At 71.5% G+C, this 15,861-nt stretch carries 20 protein-coding genes; 12 read left to right on the forward strand and 8 right to left on the reverse strand.

Features of this window, described 5'->3' with window-relative positions:
• Positions 1-13: 13 nt before the first annotated feature.
• Positions 14-1,192, reverse strand: a complete 1,179-nt coding sequence (locus ACIA8R_RS30815) for an MFS transporter (protein ID WP_397041595.1) — start codon at positions 1,190-1,192, stop codon at positions 14-16.
• Positions 1,183-2,058 carry an alpha/beta fold hydrolase gene (locus ACIA8R_RS30820; RefSeq protein WP_397041596.1) on the reverse strand — a complete coding sequence of 292 codons (876 nt, stop codon included), beginning with the start codon at positions 2,056-2,058 and terminating at the stop codon, positions 1,183-1,185. The genes ACIA8R_RS30815 and ACIA8R_RS30820 overlap by 10 nt, the downstream gene beginning before the upstream one ends.
• A 174-nt stretch (positions 2,059-2,232) precedes the next feature.
• Here ACIA8R_RS30820 and ACIA8R_RS30825 point away from each other — a divergent pair, with 174 nt between their 5' ends.
• The 3 genes from ACIA8R_RS30825 (at position 2,233) to ACIA8R_RS30835 (ending at position 4,422) form a co-directional block, all read left to right on the forward strand.
• Positions 2,233-2,571: a peptidase inhibitor family I36 protein gene (locus tag ACIA8R_RS30825; RefSeq protein ID WP_397041597.1), complete on the forward strand. Its 339-nt coding sequence runs from the start codon at positions 2,233-2,235 to the stop codon at positions 2,569-2,571.
• Positions 2,572-2,651: 80 nt separating this feature from the next.
• Positions 2,652-3,161 carry a hypothetical protein gene (locus ACIA8R_RS30830; RefSeq protein ID WP_364093058.1) on the forward strand — a complete coding sequence of 170 codons (510 nt, stop codon included), beginning with the start codon at positions 2,652-2,654 and terminating at the stop codon, positions 3,159-3,161.
• Positions 3,162-3,297: 136 nt separating this feature from the next.
• Positions 3,298-4,422, forward strand: a complete 1,125-nt coding sequence (locus tag ACIA8R_RS30835) for a lipase (RefSeq protein ID WP_364093056.1) — start codon at positions 3,298-3,300, stop codon at positions 4,420-4,422.
• On the opposite strand, the gene ACIA8R_RS30840 is transcribed toward ACIA8R_RS30835, so the two are convergent.
• The gene (locus ACIA8R_RS30840; protein WP_397041598.1) at positions 4,387-5,103 is read right to left on the reverse strand and encodes a response regulator; all 717 of its coding nucleotides are present in this window, start codon (positions 5,101-5,103) and stop codon (positions 4,387-4,389) included. The two genes, ACIA8R_RS30835 and ACIA8R_RS30840, sit on opposite strands and share 36 nt — an antisense overlap.
• Entirely contained in the window at positions 5,100-6,248 is a 1,149-nt protein-coding gene (locus tag ACIA8R_RS30845) for a histidine kinase (RefSeq protein ID WP_364093050.1), read from the reverse strand. Before ACIA8R_RS30845 ends, ACIA8R_RS30840 begins: the two co-directional genes overlap by 4 nt.
• 74 nt (positions 6,249-6,322) lie before the next feature.
• On the opposite strand from ACIA8R_RS30845, the gene ACIA8R_RS30850 reads away from it, so the two are divergent.
• Positions 6,323-7,117, forward strand: a complete 795-nt coding sequence (locus ACIA8R_RS30850) for a hypothetical protein (protein ID WP_397041599.1) — start codon at positions 6,323-6,325, stop codon at positions 7,115-7,117.
• 24 nt (positions 7,118-7,141) lie between these two features.
• On the opposite strand, the gene ACIA8R_RS30855 is transcribed toward ACIA8R_RS30850, so the two are convergent.
• Positions 7,142-7,417 carry a hypothetical protein gene (locus ACIA8R_RS30855; protein ID WP_364093044.1) on the reverse strand — a complete coding sequence of 92 codons (276 nt, stop codon included), beginning with the start codon at positions 7,415-7,417 and terminating at the stop codon, positions 7,142-7,144.
• Between the two features lie 240 nt (positions 7,418-7,657).
• On the opposite strand from ACIA8R_RS30855, the gene ACIA8R_RS30860 reads away from it, so the two are divergent.
• The 3 genes from ACIA8R_RS30860 (at position 7,658) to ACIA8R_RS30870 (ending at position 8,993) form a co-directional block, all read left to right on the forward strand.
• Positions 7,658-7,933, forward strand: coding sequence for a hypothetical protein (locus tag ACIA8R_RS30860; RefSeq protein WP_357701883.1), 276 nt, complete (start codon positions 7,658-7,660; stop codon positions 7,931-7,933).
• A 475-nt stretch (positions 7,934-8,408) separates the two neighbouring features.
• Positions 8,409-8,615 carry a hypothetical protein gene (locus ACIA8R_RS30865; RefSeq protein ID WP_397041600.1) on the forward strand — a complete coding sequence of 69 codons (207 nt, stop codon included), beginning with the start codon at positions 8,409-8,411 and terminating at the stop codon, positions 8,613-8,615.
• A gap of 165 nt (positions 8,616-8,780) precedes the next feature.
• Positions 8,781-8,993 carry a hypothetical protein gene (locus ACIA8R_RS30870; RefSeq protein ID WP_397041601.1) on the forward strand — a complete coding sequence of 71 codons (213 nt, stop codon included), beginning with the start codon at positions 8,781-8,783 and terminating at the stop codon, positions 8,991-8,993.
• Here the strand turns inward: ACIA8R_RS30870 and ACIA8R_RS30875 are convergent.
• Entirely contained in the window at positions 8,938-9,585 is a 648-nt protein-coding gene (locus tag ACIA8R_RS30875) for a nitroreductase family protein (RefSeq protein WP_397041602.1), read from the reverse strand. The two genes, ACIA8R_RS30870 and ACIA8R_RS30875, sit on opposite strands and share 56 nt — an antisense overlap.
• Before the next feature lie 142 nt (positions 9,586-9,727).
• On the opposite strand from ACIA8R_RS30875, the gene ACIA8R_RS30880 reads away from it, so the two are divergent.
• The 3 genes from ACIA8R_RS30880 to ACIA8R_RS30890 all read left to right on the forward strand — a co-directional run bounded on the left by ACIA8R_RS30880 (position 9,728) and on the right by ACIA8R_RS30890 (position 11,512).
• Complete coding sequence (locus ACIA8R_RS30880; RefSeq protein WP_364093035.1) at positions 9,728-10,198, forward strand: MarR family winged helix-turn-helix transcriptional regulator; 471 nt, start codon at positions 9,728-9,730, stop codon at positions 10,196-10,198.
• Positions 10,199-10,302: 104 nt separating this feature from the next.
• Positions 10,303-10,530, forward strand: a complete 228-nt coding sequence (locus ACIA8R_RS30885; RefSeq protein WP_357701873.1) for a 4-oxalocrotonate tautomerase family protein — start codon at positions 10,303-10,305, stop codon at positions 10,528-10,530.
• A gap of 310 nt (positions 10,531-10,840) precedes the next feature.
• A complete protein-coding gene (locus ACIA8R_RS30890) occupies positions 10,841-11,512 on the forward strand; it encodes an NUDIX domain-containing protein (protein ID WP_397041603.1) in 672 nt (223 codons plus the stop codon).
• Between the two features lie 185 nt (positions 11,513-11,697).
• Here the strand turns inward: ACIA8R_RS30890 and ACIA8R_RS30895 are convergent, their stop codons facing one another.
• Positions 11,698-13,179, reverse strand: coding sequence for an alpha/beta fold hydrolase (locus ACIA8R_RS30895; RefSeq protein WP_397041604.1), 1,482 nt, complete (start codon positions 13,177-13,179; stop codon positions 11,698-11,700).
• Between the two features lie 259 nt (positions 13,180-13,438).
• Here ACIA8R_RS30895 and ACIA8R_RS30900 point away from each other — a divergent pair, with 259 nt between their 5' ends.
• Both ACIA8R_RS30900 and ACIA8R_RS30905 read left to right on the forward strand, forming a co-directional pair.
• Complete coding sequence (locus ACIA8R_RS30900; protein ID WP_397041733.1) at positions 13,439-13,750, forward strand: PadR family transcriptional regulator; 312 nt, start codon at positions 13,439-13,441, stop codon at positions 13,748-13,750.
• Positions 13,747-14,637 (forward strand): hypothetical protein, encoded by an 891-nt coding sequence (locus ACIA8R_RS30905; protein ID WP_397041605.1) that lies wholly within the window; start codon positions 13,747-13,749, stop codon positions 14,635-14,637. The genes ACIA8R_RS30900 and ACIA8R_RS30905 overlap by 4 nt, the downstream gene beginning before the upstream one ends.
• Positions 14,638-14,811: 174 nt before the next feature.
• Here ACIA8R_RS30905 and ACIA8R_RS30910 read toward each other — a convergent pair whose 3' ends face one another.
• Complete coding sequence (locus ACIA8R_RS30910; RefSeq protein WP_397041606.1) at positions 14,812-15,843, reverse strand: hypothetical protein; 1,032 nt, start codon at positions 15,841-15,843, stop codon at positions 14,812-14,814.
• Positions 15,844-15,861: the final 18 nt, after the last annotated feature.

Here is a 15,861-nt window from a genome sequence, read left to right on the forward strand (position 1 = left end):
TGTCCGTCCTCGGTCACGCACCGGGACGGACGACCGCCAGGTGAGGTGTCCTGCGCGCCCGGCGGAGTCCCACGGCGACGGTGACCGCGGCGGCCAGGACCGGGAGCACGGCCGCGACCGGCAGCGGCCCCGGGCCCAGGTGCCTCAGGGTCTGGCCGCCGAGCGCCGAGCCGGCGGTGATGCCGACGTTGAAGGCGATGATGAACAGCGTGGAGGCGGCCGGGACGGCGTGCGGCGCCGTCTTCAGCGCCAAGGTCTGGAGCAGGGTCGGCAGGGCCGCGTACGCCAGGCCCCACACGGCGATCGCGGCGATGGTGACCGCCCCGCCGGTGACCGGCAGCACCGCGACGGCGGTCGCGTGCAGGGCGAGCGTGACCAGCAGGTAGCGGCCGGCTCCCCGGTCGGCCAGCAGGCCGGCGGCCCAGACTCCCAGGATTCCGGCGGCGCCGAAGACGAACAGCGCGGCCGTGGTGGCCGTGCCGCTCTGATCGGCGTCGCCGAGGTAGGGCACCAGGTAGGTGTGGAGGGTGAACTGCCCCAGCATGACCAGGGCCGTGGCCGCCGTGACGATCCGTACCGAGGGCAGCCGCAGTGCTTCCCGCAGCCCGCTGGGGGCGGGGGACGCGGACCGTCCGGGCAGCAGGCTCCTCGCGGCGACCATGAGCAGGACCGACAGGCCGCTCAGGACCGCGAAGCCGGTGCGCCATCCGGCCGCCTGGCCCAGGAGCGTGCCCAGCGGGACGCCCGCGGTCAGCGCGGCCGAGTTGCCGGCGAACACGACGGCCACCGCCCGTCCCGCCTTGTCGGGGGTGACCAGGGAGGCGGCGTACCCGGCCATGGCCGACCACAGCACCCCGTGCCCGGAGGCGGTCACCAGGCGGGCCAGCAGGGCGATGGGATAGTTCGGGGCGACGGCCAGCAGCGCGTTGCCCACGGCGAACAACCCCATGATCATCACCAGCAGCCGGCGGCGGTCCAGCCGTGCGGTCGCCGTCGCGAGGGGCATGGTCACCGCGATGATGATCAGTGAGTAGCTGCCCACCAGCCAGCCGATCAGGTCCTGCGAGGCTCCGAGGCCGTGGCTCATCTGCGGCAGCAGACCCATCGGCAGCGTCTCGGTGGTGATCGTGGTCAACGCCACCGTGAACAGCACCGCCGGCCCCACCGCGGGACGCCGCCCGGTCAGCCCCACACACGGTCCAGGAAGTCGGCGATGAGCGGGGCGATGTGGGGCAGGTGGTCCTCCAGGGCGAAGTGGCCGGTGTCCAGCAGGTGGATCTCGGCGTCGGGCAGGTCGCGCAGGTAGGCGCGGGCGCCGGGCTCGGGGAAGAACGGGTCGTTGACACCCCAGGTGATGAGGGTGGGCGGGGTGTGCTTGCGCAGCCAGGCCTGCCACTGGTCGTAGCGCTCCACGTTGGAGTGGTAGTCGAACGCCAGGGCCACCTGGGCCTCCTTGCGGCCCGGCAGGTCGAGGAAGTGCTGGTCGAGGGTCCAGCCCTCGGGGGCGATCAGCTCGGGGTCGGTGACGCCGGTCTCGTACTGGCCGCGTGTGCCGGGCAGGGTGAGCAGGTCGCGGATGGCGTCCTCGGCGCCGGGGGCCTCGGGGCGCAGGGCGACGAAGTCGCGGGCTCCGTCCGACAGGCCCTCGGTGTAGGCGTTGCCGTTCTGCACCACCAGGCCGGCGATCCATTCGGGGTGCCGCTCGGCGAGCCGGAAGCCGACGGGGGCGCCGAAGTCGAAGACGTACATCACGAAGCGGGTCAGGCCGAGCCGCTGGACGAAGCCCTCGGTGACGTCGGCGAGCCGGTCGAAGGAGTAGGTGAAGCCGGCCGGGGCCTCGGTGTGGCCGAATCCGGGGTAGTCGGGGGCGATCACCCGGTAGCGGGCGCCCAGCACGTCGATGAGGCGGCGGAACTGGTGCGAGGCCGACGGGAAGCCGTGCAGGAGCAGCAGCACCGGCGCGTCGGCCCGTTCGGGCAGTGACTCGCGGTAGAAGACCCGGACGCCGTCGACGTCGAGTGTGCGATGGGCGGTGCGGGCTACCAGGGGATACGTCATCACTAATGCCTTCTGTTAGGAATGATGCGTTAGTTATAGCCGTACGTGATCTAATGCGTCAAATCCTTCGAATGCCATTAGAGGCCCAGACGGTAAGCGACATCGCACTGTAATAATTCAACTACTTTGCGTAACATTTTGTTGTCTCGCCGTCCACCGAAGGAGATCCCCCTGATGCGTCTGTCCGCTCTCGCTGCCGCCGCCTTCGCGACCGCAGCCCTCCTCTCCGGCGCCGCCCCCGGCGCCTCCGCCACCCGAGCCGCCGATGCTCTGAACCTGTGGTCCGGCCTCAACCAGACCGGCCAGGTACAGCCGGTGCCGGCCCCCGAAGAAGCAGGCTGCGTGACCGTCGACGCAGCGTTCCGAGCCCGATCGGCCGGGAACCGCAGCCAGAGGATCGCCTCGCTCTACACCAACCAGGACTGCGACGGTGAACCGGAAGAGGTCGTGTCACCTGGCCGCCGCACCAACTTCGCGCGGCCTCTCCGGATCGAGTCGGTCGCCTTCCAGTGAGTGCTCCATGACCCGCGGGCACCCGGGCCCGACTGGTGATCACCAGTGGATCACAAGGAGGCACTGGTAGATCAGGGCGGATGAACGACGCTCTTCATCCGCTCAGCCGCAGAGAAGGCCCGTCCGAGGCGTCCGTGCCGCCCCAGCCCGAGCGGCCGGCGATCCCCCTCGACACCTCGTTGCCCGACGTGTGCGCGCGCCGGCCCGCGTGTCTGGCGCGGCACGTCCGGTCGGAAGGCGGGATGCGCCGGCTGCTGGGCGACCTGGCCGTCCAGTGGGGGATGTACGGGCTGCTGTGGGCGGCGGCCGGGATCTGGCTGATGGGGCCGTCCGCGCTCGCGCTCGCGGCGGGTCTGGCGATGCCGCCCACGTTGGTGTCGTTCGTGCTGCACCGCAGGTGGGGGCACCGGGGGTGGTGCTGGGTTCTGCGGTCGCTGGACCCGGACGAGGTCGCGCTGGTCCTGGCCTGGCTCCTCGGCCCGTTCCGGTGGCTCGAACCGGTCTTCTGGGTGGCGGTCTGGCCCTTCCGACAGGTCCTGCGGTTGTTCGCCTGGATCGGACGGGTTCTGTCCGCGTTGAGCGATCTGTAGCGGTTGCGTCCGCGGCTGCCCGGTGATTCGGTCATCCCTGAAGGGGATCTCCGGCGAGCTCTACCCTCCTGGGTTGAGCCGGATGTCCTCCTCGCGCCAGAGGTGGCCGCCGTACCCGACCGGCAGCGTTAGCAGGGTGAAACGTGCACTCATCATCACCGCCCTGGCCCTCGCCCTGGCCGGATGCGGCTCCACCCCGCCGCAGCGCCTGACGATCCCGAAGCCGACGGGCCCGCATCCGGTGGGGACCGTCTCGGTCCACCTGGTCGACCAGTCCCGCCCGGACCCCTGGAACGGCTCCGGCAGGAAGCGGGAGCTGATGGTCAGCCTGTGGTACCCGGCCAGAGACGCACAGGCCCACCCGGTCGCCCCCTGGATGCCGAAGGCGGCGGCGGACCGGTACCTGAAGATGAACGACCTGGAGCCGGGCTCGGTGCTGCTGGACAGGACCGACGGCCACGAGGGCGCGCCCGCCGACACGAGCCTGGGCAGACTGCCGGTCGTCCTGTACTCGCCGGGCGCCAACGCCTCGCGCGCGTACGGGACCGGCGTCGCCGAGGAGCTGGCCAGCCGGGGTTACGCGGTGGTCACCGTCGATCATCCCTATGACGCGGCGGTGGTGGAGTTCCCCGGCGGCCGGGTGGAGGCGGGCCCCGAGGTGACCGACTTCGCCAAGGCCGTCGACGTCCGGGTGGCCGACGTGCGTTTCGTCCTGGACAGCCTGCCCGCCCTGGAGGACAAGCTGCCCGGACGGAACGGCAGGCCGCTCTTCGACCTCGAACGGATCGGCATGTTCGGGCACTCCCTCGGCGGCGCGGCCACCTCCTCCGCCATGTACGCCGACCCGCGGATCAAGGCCGGGCTCGGCCTGGACGGCGCCGTCTTCGGCAAGGTCGCACAGTCCGGCCTCGACCGGCCGTACATGGTGGTCGACACCGACGGCAAGGGCGGCATGGCCACCAATCCGACGTTGCGCACCTTCTGGGATGGGTTGCGGGGCTGGCGGCTCAACGTGACCGTCAAGGGGGCGGCGCACAACTCCTTCGGCGACGACGTCCTGCTCATCCCCTTGTCGGCCGGGCCGCTGGGGCTGGGGAAGGAGCAGTTGGAGGAGGTCGTCGGCACGATCCCGGCCGCGCGGGCGCTGGCCTTCCAGCGCGCCTACCCGCTCGCCTTCTTCGAGGAGACCCTGCGCGGCCGTCCTCAGGCGTTGCTGCGGGGACCGTCAGCCGCCTTCCCCGAAGTCTCCTACCGCCGCTGACGGCGCCCGCCCGCCGGCCGTGACGACGCCGCCCTCGTAGGCGGCGATGACGAGTTGCGCCCGGTCGTGCGCGGCGAGCTTGGCCAGCAGGCTGCGGACATGGGTCTTGACCGTCGCCTGCCCGATGCCGAGCCGCTCGGCGATCTGCGGGTTGGTCAGCCCGCGAGCCACCAGCAGCAGCACCTCCCGCTCCCGGCCGGACAGCCGGGTCAGCCCCGCCGCCAGCCGGGCCGGGATCCCGGCGGGCTCACGCCGGGCGAACTCCCCGATCAGCCGCGTGGTGACCGACGGGGCCAGCAGCGCCTGCCCCTCCCCCACCACGCGCAGCGCCTCCAGCAGGTCGCGCGGCCGGGTGTCCTTCAACAGGAAGCCGCTGGCTCCGGCCCGCAACGCCCCGTAGACGTACTCGTCGAGATCGAAGGTGGTCAGCATCACCACCCGCGTCCCGGCGGTCACCGGGTCGGCGCGGATCAGCTCGGTGGCCTTGATGCCGTCGAGGCCGGGCATGCGGACGTCCATGAGCACCAGGTCGGGACGCAGGCCGCGGGCCAGCTCCACGGCCTGCCGCCCTGTTCCGGCCTCGCCGACGGTCTCCAGGTCGGGGGCGGTGTCGATCAGCCTGCGCAGCCCGGCGCGCAGCAGCGCCTGGTCGTCGGCGACCAGCACCGTCAACGTGCTCATCGCTCGCCCGCCCTGGAGCCGCCGGGCAACGGCAGCCTCGCCCGGACGGCGAAGCCGCCCGCGGGCTCGGGTCCGGCCGAGAACGTCCCGCCGTACAGGATCACCCGCTCCCGCAGCCCCGCCAGCCCGTGGCCCCCCTGACGCGGCACGCCCCCGCGGCCGTCGTCGACGACCTCGACCACCAGCTCGCCCGCCGCCCGGACGCCGACGGCCACCCGGCAGCGGCCCGGCCCGGCGTGCTTGAGCACGTTGGTCAGCGACTCCTGCACGAGACGATGGACGACGAGGGCCGCCTCGCCGTCGAGCGTGAGGCCGGGATCGACGTCGAGCTCCACCCGTACGTCGCCGTCCGGGATCGCCGCGACCAGCTCGCGCAGCGAGTCCGGCAGGTGCGGCGGGCCGCCTTGATCCCCCGAGGCGTCGCGGAGCAGGCCGAGGAGGTCGCGCAGGTCGGCCAGCGCCTTCCGGCTGGTCTCCTCGATGATCGACAGGGCCTCGCCGGCCTCCTCGGGGTGCGTGGCGGCGACGTGGTTGGCTATGCCGGCCCGCATGGAGATCAGGGCCATGCTGTGGGCGACGACGTCGTGCACGTCACGAGCCATGCGCAGCCGTTCCGCCGTGGCCGCGGCCTGCGCCGACCGCGCGACGGCCTGTGCCGCGGACGCGCGCTGCTCCCGTACGGCGAGCCCGATCGTCCACGCCAGAGCGAGCACCGGCCAGGCGAACGCGCACGCCGAGGCCGCCTCCGCCCACGAGGGCGAGCCGACCGCGGCCCCGGCGGCGGTCACCGCAAGCGCGGCCACCAGCGCCGCCACCGCCGTCCGGCGCGCTTCCAGCAGCGCCACCGCGTGCAGCGCCACCGCCAACGGCACGAACGCCTCCTCCCACCCGGCGAGCGGCGCGAGCACCGCCGCCACCAGGACCAGCGCGCAGACCGGCACCGGCCACCGGCGCCGCAACGCCGGCGGCAGGCAGGCCAGCGCGACCACCGGCACGACCGCGTACGGCGGCACCCGGGCGGACTCCGGCACCAGCACCGCCGCCGCCGAGAACCCGGCGGCCAGGGCGACGGCCGCGAACGCGTCGACGGCGACCCAGTGTCCCGGTCGCAGCCTGCGCACGATCAAGGGACGCCGTTCGGCCATGCGCCCACCCTAGAACCCGCGGCGCCACGACGTACCGGGGGGCGCGTGGCAGAAGGGCCCTACGATCGGGGTTCGTGGACGATCAGGTGAGAACCCGCGTTGCGGCGTACGCGATCGCCGTGCAGGACGATCGGCTGCTGCCGGCTCGGTCGTCGGAGGCCTCGCCCGTCTTCACGCCAGGTCTGTGGCACCTGCCCGGCGGCGGGATCGATCCCGGCGGGTACGTCGTGGAGGAGCGCGCCGAGTTCTTCAGCTGGCCGGGACGCAGCCGTGACGACGGCACGTCCTTCTACGGCCGCGACTTTGCCGCCGAACCCCAGACCAGGGCCGACGCCGACGCCTGGCGCGCGGCGGGCTCCCCGTCGAGCTGGGAGATCCGCTCGTCGGACCGCACCAGGACGATCACGTCCAAGGCCGGCCCCTGGACGGAGGACGCCCCGGACACCCGGAGCGGCGGCGTGTTCGACATCAGCGGCCTCGGTCGCTTCACCTACCAGGAGCTGCAGAACCTGCCCACCGATCCGGAGGGCCTGCGCAAGCTCCTGTGCGAGGGCTCGATCGAGCTCGCCGACGGCCGCACCGGCATGCCCAAGCAGTGCCGGGAACCCCAGCGCCTGGGCGCCGTCGAAGACCCGCTCGGACGCGCCGCGGTCGGCCTCGCGGCCCCGTTCGAGAGCGCCGACGGCCGCGGGACGATCCAGCACCAGGTGCTCTTCGACCCGCGCACCGGAAAGCTGCTGGGACACCGCGACCTCCAGCTCGAACCGGGCCCGGACAGCGAGAAGTGGCAGGTCACCGGCAAGGTCCTGGACTACTTGGCGATCGTGGAGTCGGGTTGGACCGACGCCGTTCCCGCCCCTCCCGAGTAGCCGGGCGGCCGGAGCTCCGGGACTTCACCCCGACCCCGGCGGCGCCAGCAGGTCACGCACGATGACGCCGAGCCCGATGGCCCGCAGCATGCCCAGGAAGGCGTCGGCGTGGAGGAGACGGGCCTGGTGGATCGGCTGCTCACCGAGCTGTTCGTCCAGGGAGACCAGCAGCGCGCGCGGGTAGCGCCGGTAGACCGTGCGCAGGGGGGCGCCGTACTCCCGGATGCTGCGTTCCCAGTGCCCGGGGTCGGGGTGCGGGGCCGGCCACTGCTCGACGAACAGTGCCACCGCGCGGGCCACGTCTGGGGCATCGGCGGCGGCATCGCCGGCGCCCCGGTGAAGGCACCGGCCTTGACTCTCATCAGCAGTGGGCGGGCCGGGGGCCCTACCGGCGAGTGAGCACGTCGAGCCGCCGATCGATCGGGCGAACGGCCGCGTCGTCGTGATCGCGTCCGGTATCGGACATCGTCCCCGAGTGGCGCGCGACGGGGCGCGGGGCACAGAAGTGATACTCCGTCCCTTCGAAGGAAAGGGAAGTCCGTGATCACATCAGCCAGACGGCTCGCCATCGTCTCGGCCTTCGCCCTGGCCGTGGCGTCCGTGCCCGCGTCGTCCGCCTATGCGATGAGCTCATGGGTCTGCGCCAGCGGCTCCCGTACCTACCTGGGGGACGTCGTCGGCTACCACATCCTGGGTTCCGGCTGCACGGGGGCAGGGTCGGGACCCGGCTCGATCACCATCCCGGGGGGCACCTACAACTGCGCGGTCATCAACCCGACACCCCAGCTGGGCATCGTCAGCGGCCTGAACTGCTGATCCCCCCTGCAACCGGCGGCATTGACCGATTGCTCGCTGCGGACGTTGCCGCCGGTGTACTTGCACGTGAAGGTCAAGGGGCGCTCGCGCCGACCGGTGCTACGACGGCACCGCCGACCCCAGAGGCGTCACCCTGTTCCGGCCTGAGCGGGAACACGCACGTCAACGGCCACCGCCTGGACGCTGCAGTATGTGCAGGCTCAGCACCTCGCGTCCGCCGGGCCGGCGATGCGTACGCGGGCCAGGTCCTCTCCGGTGAGGACGATCCGCACGATGCCCTTGCTCGTGATCGCGTCCGCGGTCGTCACGACCACAGTCAACTCAGAACCTGATCGACGGTGGCCTCGACCTGCGTGTTCCCGCTCAGGCCGGAACGGGGTGACGATCCCGGGCCCGGCGGGATGAACTGACTCCGACCACCGGTACGCACGGGCTTCGCCACATGGATGGGCCCCTCGTGAAAGGAACGACCGGCATGATCAAAGTGCTCCTTCGGACCGGAGCGGCGGCACTCGCCTCCGCGACCGTCCTGTCTCTGGTCGCCGCGTCCCCGGCGGCTGCGGGCAGCGCCTGGAACGGCTGCAACTCGGGCAACGTCTGCCTCTACGGCGGCGACCCCGTCCCGAGCTACTTGAAGTACCAGACCCCTGGGTGGTCCCGGACGGGAAGACCTTCTGGGTGATCGTCAACAACGGAAACCCCTACCCGGGCGCCGACCACGTGCGCTTCCAGTGGCGCTTCCAGGGCGCTTCGACCTGGTACTCGAAGTGCCTGCACTACCGGCCCGACGGCGGCTCCGCACTCGACCTGCGCGACGGGGCGGTGGGCGGGGGTCCGGCGTCCCCGCGTGGCGCTGCTGCCGTGGGCCACGGCGATGGGCCTGCCGGTCGGCCCGGTCGCGGTCCTGGACTTCGACCACCGGTACGTGCTGCCCGTCATCCCCGTCGCCTGCCTGGCCGCCGCCCTCGCCTTCCGCCAGGGCGCTACGGCCTCGCTCGTCCGGCTCACCACCGGTCCCAGTGCAGCACCTCCTCGCGGGGAATGCGGGGAGCGGGCCTGAAGTCGGTGCCGAGCGTGAAGGCCAGCGGGATGAACGCCGCCAGCATGACCTCCTCGTACGGCACGCCGAGCACCCCGGCCAGCTCCCGTTCGAGCGGCGCCTGCGCGGTCGTCCACACGGTGCCGAGGCCGCGCGCCCGCGCGGCCAGCATGAAGCTCCACACCGCGGGCAGGATCGACCCCCACGTGCCCGCCTGCTCGGCCACCGGCCGGCGGTCGGTGCGGCCCTCCACGCCGGGGATGACGAACGCCGGCACCCGGTGAACGTTGGCGGCCAGATGCCGCAGGCCGTCGAAGACCCGCTCGGTGGAGCCGGCGTGGTAGCTCATGCGCCACAGGTCACGCTCGCTCAACGGCTGCCCCGCGGCCACGGCCAGCGCGCGCCGGAAGATGTCGGCCACGGCCCGGCGCTGCCCGGCCTCGGTCACGACCATGAAGTGCCAGCGCTGCCGGTTACGCCCGGTGGGTGCCTGGACGGCCAGGTCCACGCACTGCTCGATCAGCTCGCGAGGAACCGGCCGGGTGAAGTCCAGGCGCTTGCGGACGGCGCGGGTGGTGCTCAGCAGTTCGTCAGGGGTGAGGTTCAGCGTCACGACGGATCTCCTTGTCAGACGGCGGGAACGGGTGCGGGACGTCGTTCGACCGGGAACGTATGCCTGCAAATCATCTGCTGTCAAACGATTGGTAGTCAGATGAATGCGGTGTAGGCTCCTGACCGGAGCGAAAAGGAGATCGATGGCCCCCACGACCAAGAACCCCGGCCGCACGCGGGCGACGTACTTCCCGCGACTGGCGGCCGAGCGGCTGGACATCGCGCTGTGCCGGGCCTCGGCCGCCGTGGCCCGCGCCGCGGACGCCCACGCCGGCGAGGAAGGGCTCGGCGTCGGCCAGCACCTCGTGCTCCAGATGCTCGACGCCGTCGGCCCGTGCTCCCAGCAGACGCTCAGCGAAGAGCTGCGCATCGACCGCAGCGTCATGGTCAGCGTCTGCGACGACCTCGAACAGCAGGGCCTCGTACGCAGGGAGCGCAACCCCCGCGACCGCCGCTCCTACGCCGTCACCCTCACCGACCTGGGCCGACGGCGGCTGGCCCAGGCGCAGACGTCGATCCCGGCCTTCCTCGAAGACACCTTCCAACCCCTCACACCCGACGAACGCCACCAATTGAGCACGCTCCTCGGCAAACTCCTGGGAACCGGCACCTGACGGCCTTCACCCGGGTGCGGAGTTTGTCCCTGACCCCCACGGGCAGGTCGCCCTCACGGCGTGAGGTGCCGTCGGTGCACCGCATCGAGAGGGAGGGGGACCCCATGCCACTCGTCAACGTGAAGGTGATCGAGGGCGTGTTCAGCGCCACGCAGAAGGCCGAGATGGTGGCGAAGCTGACCGACGCGATCGTCGCCATCGAGGGGGAGCACATGCGCCCCCTGACCGTGGTCGTCGTCGAGGAGATCAAGGACGGCGACTGGGGTGTCGGCGGGAAGCCTGTGACGGCCGCGGAGGTCAAGGCGCTGGCCTCGGGCACGCGATCAGGATGACGCCCCTCAGCCGGTAGGCGTCACCGGTTCGGTGCGCGGTTCGTAACTGCCGCCGGACAGCCGGGCACCAGCGAGGGGCGTGCGTTTGAGGTCATGGTCCGAGTCTGCGGGGGAAGATCGTGAGGCAGTGGCAGCCCTGCTGATATGCGGGAAGTTCCTGCCATACTTTGTGATCACCGGCCCGCCGGGCCCCCAGACGAAAGGGCGAGATGAGCGCACGATCGGCCCGACGGCCTCCTGCCGTCCGCATGGACGGGACCTCGGCGACGACCAGCCCGGCAGGCGCGTCCGCCCGAAGTGGAAGGTCGTCGTGACGGAGGGGGTCGACGTACCGGACCAGCGCGGCCGTACCGGCCTGGACCAGGCGGGACGCGACCTGACCGGCAACCCCCGGGTACGCGTGCGCGACGTGCGGCTGCTGGCCTGCAACTGGTACGTGCTGCGTGCCACCACCTTCGACTACCAGCACGCCGACGGCCACTGGAGCACCCAGCAGCGGGAGACCTACGACCGCGGCAACGGCGCGACCGTCCTGCTCTACGACCCCGCCCGCCGCACCGTCCTGCTGACCCGGCAGTTCCGCTACCCCGCCTACGTCAACGGACATCCCGACGGGATGCTCCTGGAGACCGCGGCCGGCCTGCTGGACGACGAAGCGCCGGAGGCGGCGATCCGGCGCGAGGCCGCCGAGGAGACCGGCCACACCGTCGGCGAGGTCGAACGGGTCTTCTCCGTCTACATGAGCCCGGGATCGGTCACCGAACGCCTGCACTTCTACGCCGCGCCGTACAGTGCCGCGACCCGCACCGCACAGGGTGGCGGGGTCGCCGAGGAAGGCGAGGACATCGAGGTCGTCGAGCTCGACTTCGACCACGCCCTCGACCTGATCAGGGACGGGGAGATCGCCGACGCCAAGACCATCATGCTGCTGCAGTGGGCGGCCCTGAACGGCCCCTTCTCCCCCGCCGCCGGCGGACTGTGAACCCTCGCCGAGCCGGGCGTCAGGGGATATGGCGGAAGGCAGCCGGTTGACCTGTGAGACGACATCTCGTCACGGACGATTTCGAGCCGAGTTCGTTCAGACCTACTTGTCGACGAGACGGGCAGGTGCTGTGCAGACGTGAGCCGAGGACACCGACGCCCCCCTGACCCGGCTCTGAGCGTCGATCATTCGGCGGGGCAGACTGTGCCCGGTTCTGGAAGTGTCAGGTCGGTCAGGTACCTGGTGGCGTGCCGGATCGGGCACTTCTTGCCTGACAGGTACATGACGTGACCGGGTCCGTCATAGGCGATGGCCACCGATCCCGGGATCATGTTGGTGAAGCTCTTGGTCGAGGTGTGGTCGAACCACGTGGTGCCCACCCCCAGGAAGGGCGGCAGACCCCGCGTGAGCAGCGGGCGGGATGGATTGGCGACCGGCAGTGGCCAGCCTGTGCAGCCGAGCGCGTCGATGGCCGCTCCCGCGTACTCAGGTGCGATCTTCCGCGCTCTCCTGCGGAAGTCCTCAAGCTGGGCATAGCTGGTGTATCCGCGGTCGTCCCCGCAGCTCATCACCTGTGCCCCGGGCGTTGCCGAATACCGCGCGTTGAAGAGCGCCTGATCGGCGAACCCTGACCCGTCCCCGCTCCGCGCCTTGTCCACCGCGGCCGCGAAGGTCAGCCAGTTGGCGTTCTCCGGCCCTGGGTCGAGGGGGAGGGTGGATGTCAACAGCCATCCGGTGAGCTTCCCCTTGCCGTACTGGGATGAGGTGACCGAAATCGGATGGCGGTCGGCATCCCGCAGGAGCCTACGCCACACCGCCTCGGCGTCCTGGCCGTGCAGCGCGCAGGCGGGCGTCTCCGCGCACCAGTCGGCGAACCTGGTGAACATCCGCTGCATGACCGGCAGGCTCAGCAGCCGCTGCGCGGGCCAGCCCTCGGTCTGGTTGTTCACTCCATCGAGGTACATGGCCCGGATGCGCTGGGGAAACAACCGGGCATAAGCGGCGGCCGCGGACCCGCCGATGCCGCTGGCCATGAAGCTCAGCCGCTCTTCGCCCAGCGCCTTACGGATCGCCTCGGTGTCCCTGGCGATCGACAAAGCATCCAGGTGCGCGAACAGCCCCGTCGTGTCCGCCTTCTGACACTCCTCGAACGCGTCGTTCATCGCCGCGGCCAGCGCCGCGAGCTCCTTCGCGTCGCGCGGATCGTGCAGGGAAACCCCTGGCTGCGTGCATGCCTGGGGCATGTGTGCGATCCACGTGGTGGTACGCGTGTTGTAGCCGACCAGATCGAACGTGCGTCGCAGCTCGGTGAGATCCGCCGCGGAACGGGTCAGGTCCTGGATCCCGTAACCGCTGGAGATGCCCAGGACGCTGCCGAGCCGGCGTGGCGGCTCAGTGGCCGGCAACCGGGCCAGCTCCAGCGTGATCTTCCGTCCCTGCGGCTTCGCCCAGTCCACGGGGACATCGATCGCAGCGCACTGCATGCCCGCGGGTACGCCCTCGCTCTCGCAGTCCTGCCATCTCAGCGGTCCGTCATTCCCGGCAGCCGACGCCGCCGGTGCCATCCCGATCAGCACCGCCGCGGCTACGGCGATGACCGGCCACCTGCTCCCACGGCGTTCGCCGCCGTGGCGCTCACCAGGGTTCCGCGCGTGTATCGTGATCATGATCCCAGCGTGCCGTCCCGGGCGGCCGACTTCTTCCTGCCTTGAGACGGTTCCAGCAGAGGCGATCCAGGACCCCGGTCCTAGTCTGCAGGGTGACCCAAGGCCACGTAGGCGGTGATCGCGGCTCGCGGGAGAGCCCGAAGCGGCTGGACGGCTTCGGGCGCGTCGCGAGCGCCTTTACGTTGTAGATCACTTCAGCCGTCCAGCCGATCCCCTCCCCATACTTCGACGGTCGATATATGGTCGAACCGTGATCGGTATGACGGAGGCGACGTACTTCATCCTCGTCGCCTTGCTGCAGGAACCGCTCCACGGATACGGGATCATCAAACGGGCCCGGACGCAGTCGCTCGGTGAGGTCGACCTCGCCGTCGGCACTCTGTACAGCGCGCTCGACCGGCTCTCCGAGACCGGCTGGGTGCGGCTGGACCGCGAGGAGACCGTCAACGGGCGTCCGCGACGCTACTACCGGATCACCGACGACGGCGCACACGCCGTCCGTGCCCAGGCGGCCCGGTTCCAGCGCGCCGCCGCACTCGTCCTGCGGCCGAACGGGGTGCCGAGCGCATGAACCATGTTCTCGAACTGCGGTACCGCCGCCTTCTGCGCGCCTATCCGAAGGAGTACCGGGCCGAGCACGGCGAGGAGCTGATCGGCACGCTGCTGGAGGCGGCCCCGCCCGGGGCCCGTCGGCCGTCGCTCCGCGAGACGCTGCATCTCCTCGCCGGCGGGTTCACCGCACGCGTCCTGGCCGCCCGCGCGTCCGGAGTGCCGTCGTGGCGCGACGGCCTGCACCTCGGCGCGCTCGTCGTGGCGCTGGTGACCTTCGCGCAGCTTCCCGTTCTCCCGTACTTCATCTTCAAGACGTGGACCGCGCTGGGGATCGTCCTGATGGTGGCGCTGGTGCGGGGTTGGATGCGGGTCGCGGCCTGCCTCGCGACCTTCGCCGCGCTGTGGACCAGCCAGCCCATGTTCCCGGGGCTCATCCCGGCGCTCGACCTCGGCCCCCTGTACGGCGACCTCGCGCCGGTCGCGCCCTACTGGGTGGTCGCGGCCGCGTCGGCGGTGCTCGCCGTGCGACGGGCGGACGCGGGCCGCGGGTCCGGGAGGGCCCGACGGTGGGGCGCGACGATGCCCGCCCGGTCGGCCCGGTGGCTGCTCGTCCCGCTGGGCGCCTGGGCGCTGCAGCTCACGCAGGTGCCGGTCTGGGAACCCGTCTGGGTCGTCGCGCGGGCCGGCGTCGAGGTGGCGGCCCTGCTGCTGGTGCTGGCCGCCACCCTGGCCGCCCGGGACGGCCGCTGGGCGCTGGCGTCCGCCGTGTACCTGTTACCCGGCCTGCTCTACCTGGCCGAGAACCTGCTGGTGACCGGCGCCCGCGGCTTCCTGTACTGGAGCGTGCTCACCGCTCTGGTCGTGGCCTCCATGGTCGCCGCGCGCCGGGTACACGCCAAGGTGTGACCGCTCCGGCAAGCCGGGCGCGCGGACTCGTCGGTGGAGCGCCGGACCATCTCGCGCTGGTGGTCTATCCGGCGCGAACTCTCCCGCTGGTGGTCGTCGAACGGCCTCTGCTCACTCCTTCCTCGGCGGGTCACGTCGCCTGAAGCCGGGCTGGTTCGGAACGTCGCCGGGGCGCTAGTCACGTCCGTATATCCGGATCCGGAAGTTCCATTGTCCGGAGTTGTCCGACAGATCGGGATCGTTGACCCCGAACAGCAGCCGGACGGGCAGGGCGTCGGTCCAGAGCAGGCATCCTCCGAACGCCGTCGCCTGCATGGGAGCGCCCACCCACCCGACCGGGTTGTTGTTGAAGCGCAAGACGGGCGAGAACTCGAACAGGTCGGGGTACGGCCAGCCGGAGGCGGCGGCCAGTCTGTCGGTGCCGTTGGGACCGTGGTCGGCGAAGAAGTAGTCCATGCGCGCCCGGCTCGCGTAGTCGGGTTCGAGGCGCAGGACGTCCCCCTGCCGCAGGAAGTTGCCCGGCGTGGCCCCCGCCGGGAAGCTGCCGAAACTGCCGTTGCCGGCGACCGCCAAGGAGGTGTCGGCCCGGTCCCGAGGCCCGGTCGCCGGCAGGTTGCGGCTGCACCTGTCCATGGGACCGGTGGTCGGGGCGGACGCCTTCCAGATCAGCACATGGAAGGTCCAGGCGCCGCGGTTGTCGCCGGGGCCGGGGTCGTTCACGCCGAAGGAGAACCTGGCCGGGGCGTTGTCCTGGAAGACCGTGCACCGGTTGAACGCCGTCGCCTGCTGCCCGTCGCTCGTCCAGCCTGCGGGGTTGTTGTTGAAGCGCAGCACGGCCGAGTACTGGGCCAGGCCGGGGTAGGGCCATCCCTGCGGCGCGACCTGCCCGTTGCCGTCGGGGCCGACGGTCCCGACGGCCCAGCTGTCGGGGTCCACGCGTGAACTCAGGTCCGGAACGATCTGGAACACGTCACCCGGGTCGATGATGTTGCCCGGGTCGCGGCCCACGGGAACCCCGCCGCCGCCGTTGCCCCAGACGATCAGATGGGGGATGTCGTGGTTGGCGATCTGGCCCCCGGCGCACCGGCGCATCGCGTCGGCGGGGCCGGCGTGGGCGGGGGCCGCCGTCATCACCGTCAGCGTGGTCGTGAAGAGCAGCGCGGCTCCCGCCAGGCGTGCGCCGAGACGGGTCGTTCCTCGCTTCATACGGGCTCCTTCCGTACG

It is taken from the genome of Nonomuraea sp. NPDC051191 (assembly GCF_044455665.1).
GTDB lineage: Bacteria > Actinomycetota > Actinomycetes > Streptosporangiales > Streptosporangiaceae > Nonomuraea.

Coding starts and splice junctions, on each gene's coding strand:
- ACIA8R_RS30880 (WP_364093035.1), top strand. CDS start 9,728: ATGGCCCCCACGACCAAGAACCCCGGCCGCACGCGGGCGACGTACTTC.
- ACIA8R_RS30900 (WP_397041733.1), top strand. CDS start 13,439: ATGACGGAGGCGACGTACTTCATCCTCGTCGCCTTGCTGCAGGAACCG.
- ACIA8R_RS30840 (WP_397041598.1), bottom strand. CDS start 5,103: ATGAGCACGTTGACGGTGCTGGTCGCCGACGACCAGGCGCTGCTGCGC.
- ACIA8R_RS30865 (WP_397041600.1), top strand. CDS start 8,409: ATGATCAAAGTGCTCCTTCGGACCGGAGCGGCGGCACTCGCCTCCGCG.
- ACIA8R_RS30820 (WP_397041596.1), bottom strand. CDS start 2,058: ATGACGTATCCCCTGGTAGCCCGCACCGCCCATCGCACACTCGACGTC.
- ACIA8R_RS30885 (WP_357701873.1), top strand. CDS start 10,303: ATGCCACTCGTCAACGTGAAGGTGATCGAGGGCGTGTTCAGCGCCACG.
- ACIA8R_RS30845 (WP_364093050.1), bottom strand. CDS start 6,248: ATGGCCGAACGGCGTCCCTTGATCGTGCGCAGGCTGCGACCGGGACAC.
- ACIA8R_RS30830 (WP_364093058.1), top strand. CDS start 2,652: ATGAACGACGCTCTTCATCCGCTCAGCCGCAGAGAAGGCCCGTCCGAG.
- ACIA8R_RS30910 (WP_397041606.1), bottom strand. CDS start 15,843: ATGAAGCGAGGAACGACCCGTCTCGGCGCACGCCTGGCGGGAGCCGCG.
- ACIA8R_RS30825 (WP_397041597.1), top strand. CDS start 2,233: ATGCGTCTGTCCGCTCTCGCTGCCGCCGCCTTCGCGACCGCAGCCCTC.
- ACIA8R_RS30895 (WP_397041604.1), bottom strand. CDS start 13,179: ATGATCACGATACACGCGCGGAACCCTGGTGAGCGCCACGGCGGCGAA.
- ACIA8R_RS30905 (WP_397041605.1), top strand. CDS start 13,747: ATGAACCATGTTCTCGAACTGCGGTACCGCCGCCTTCTGCGCGCCTAT.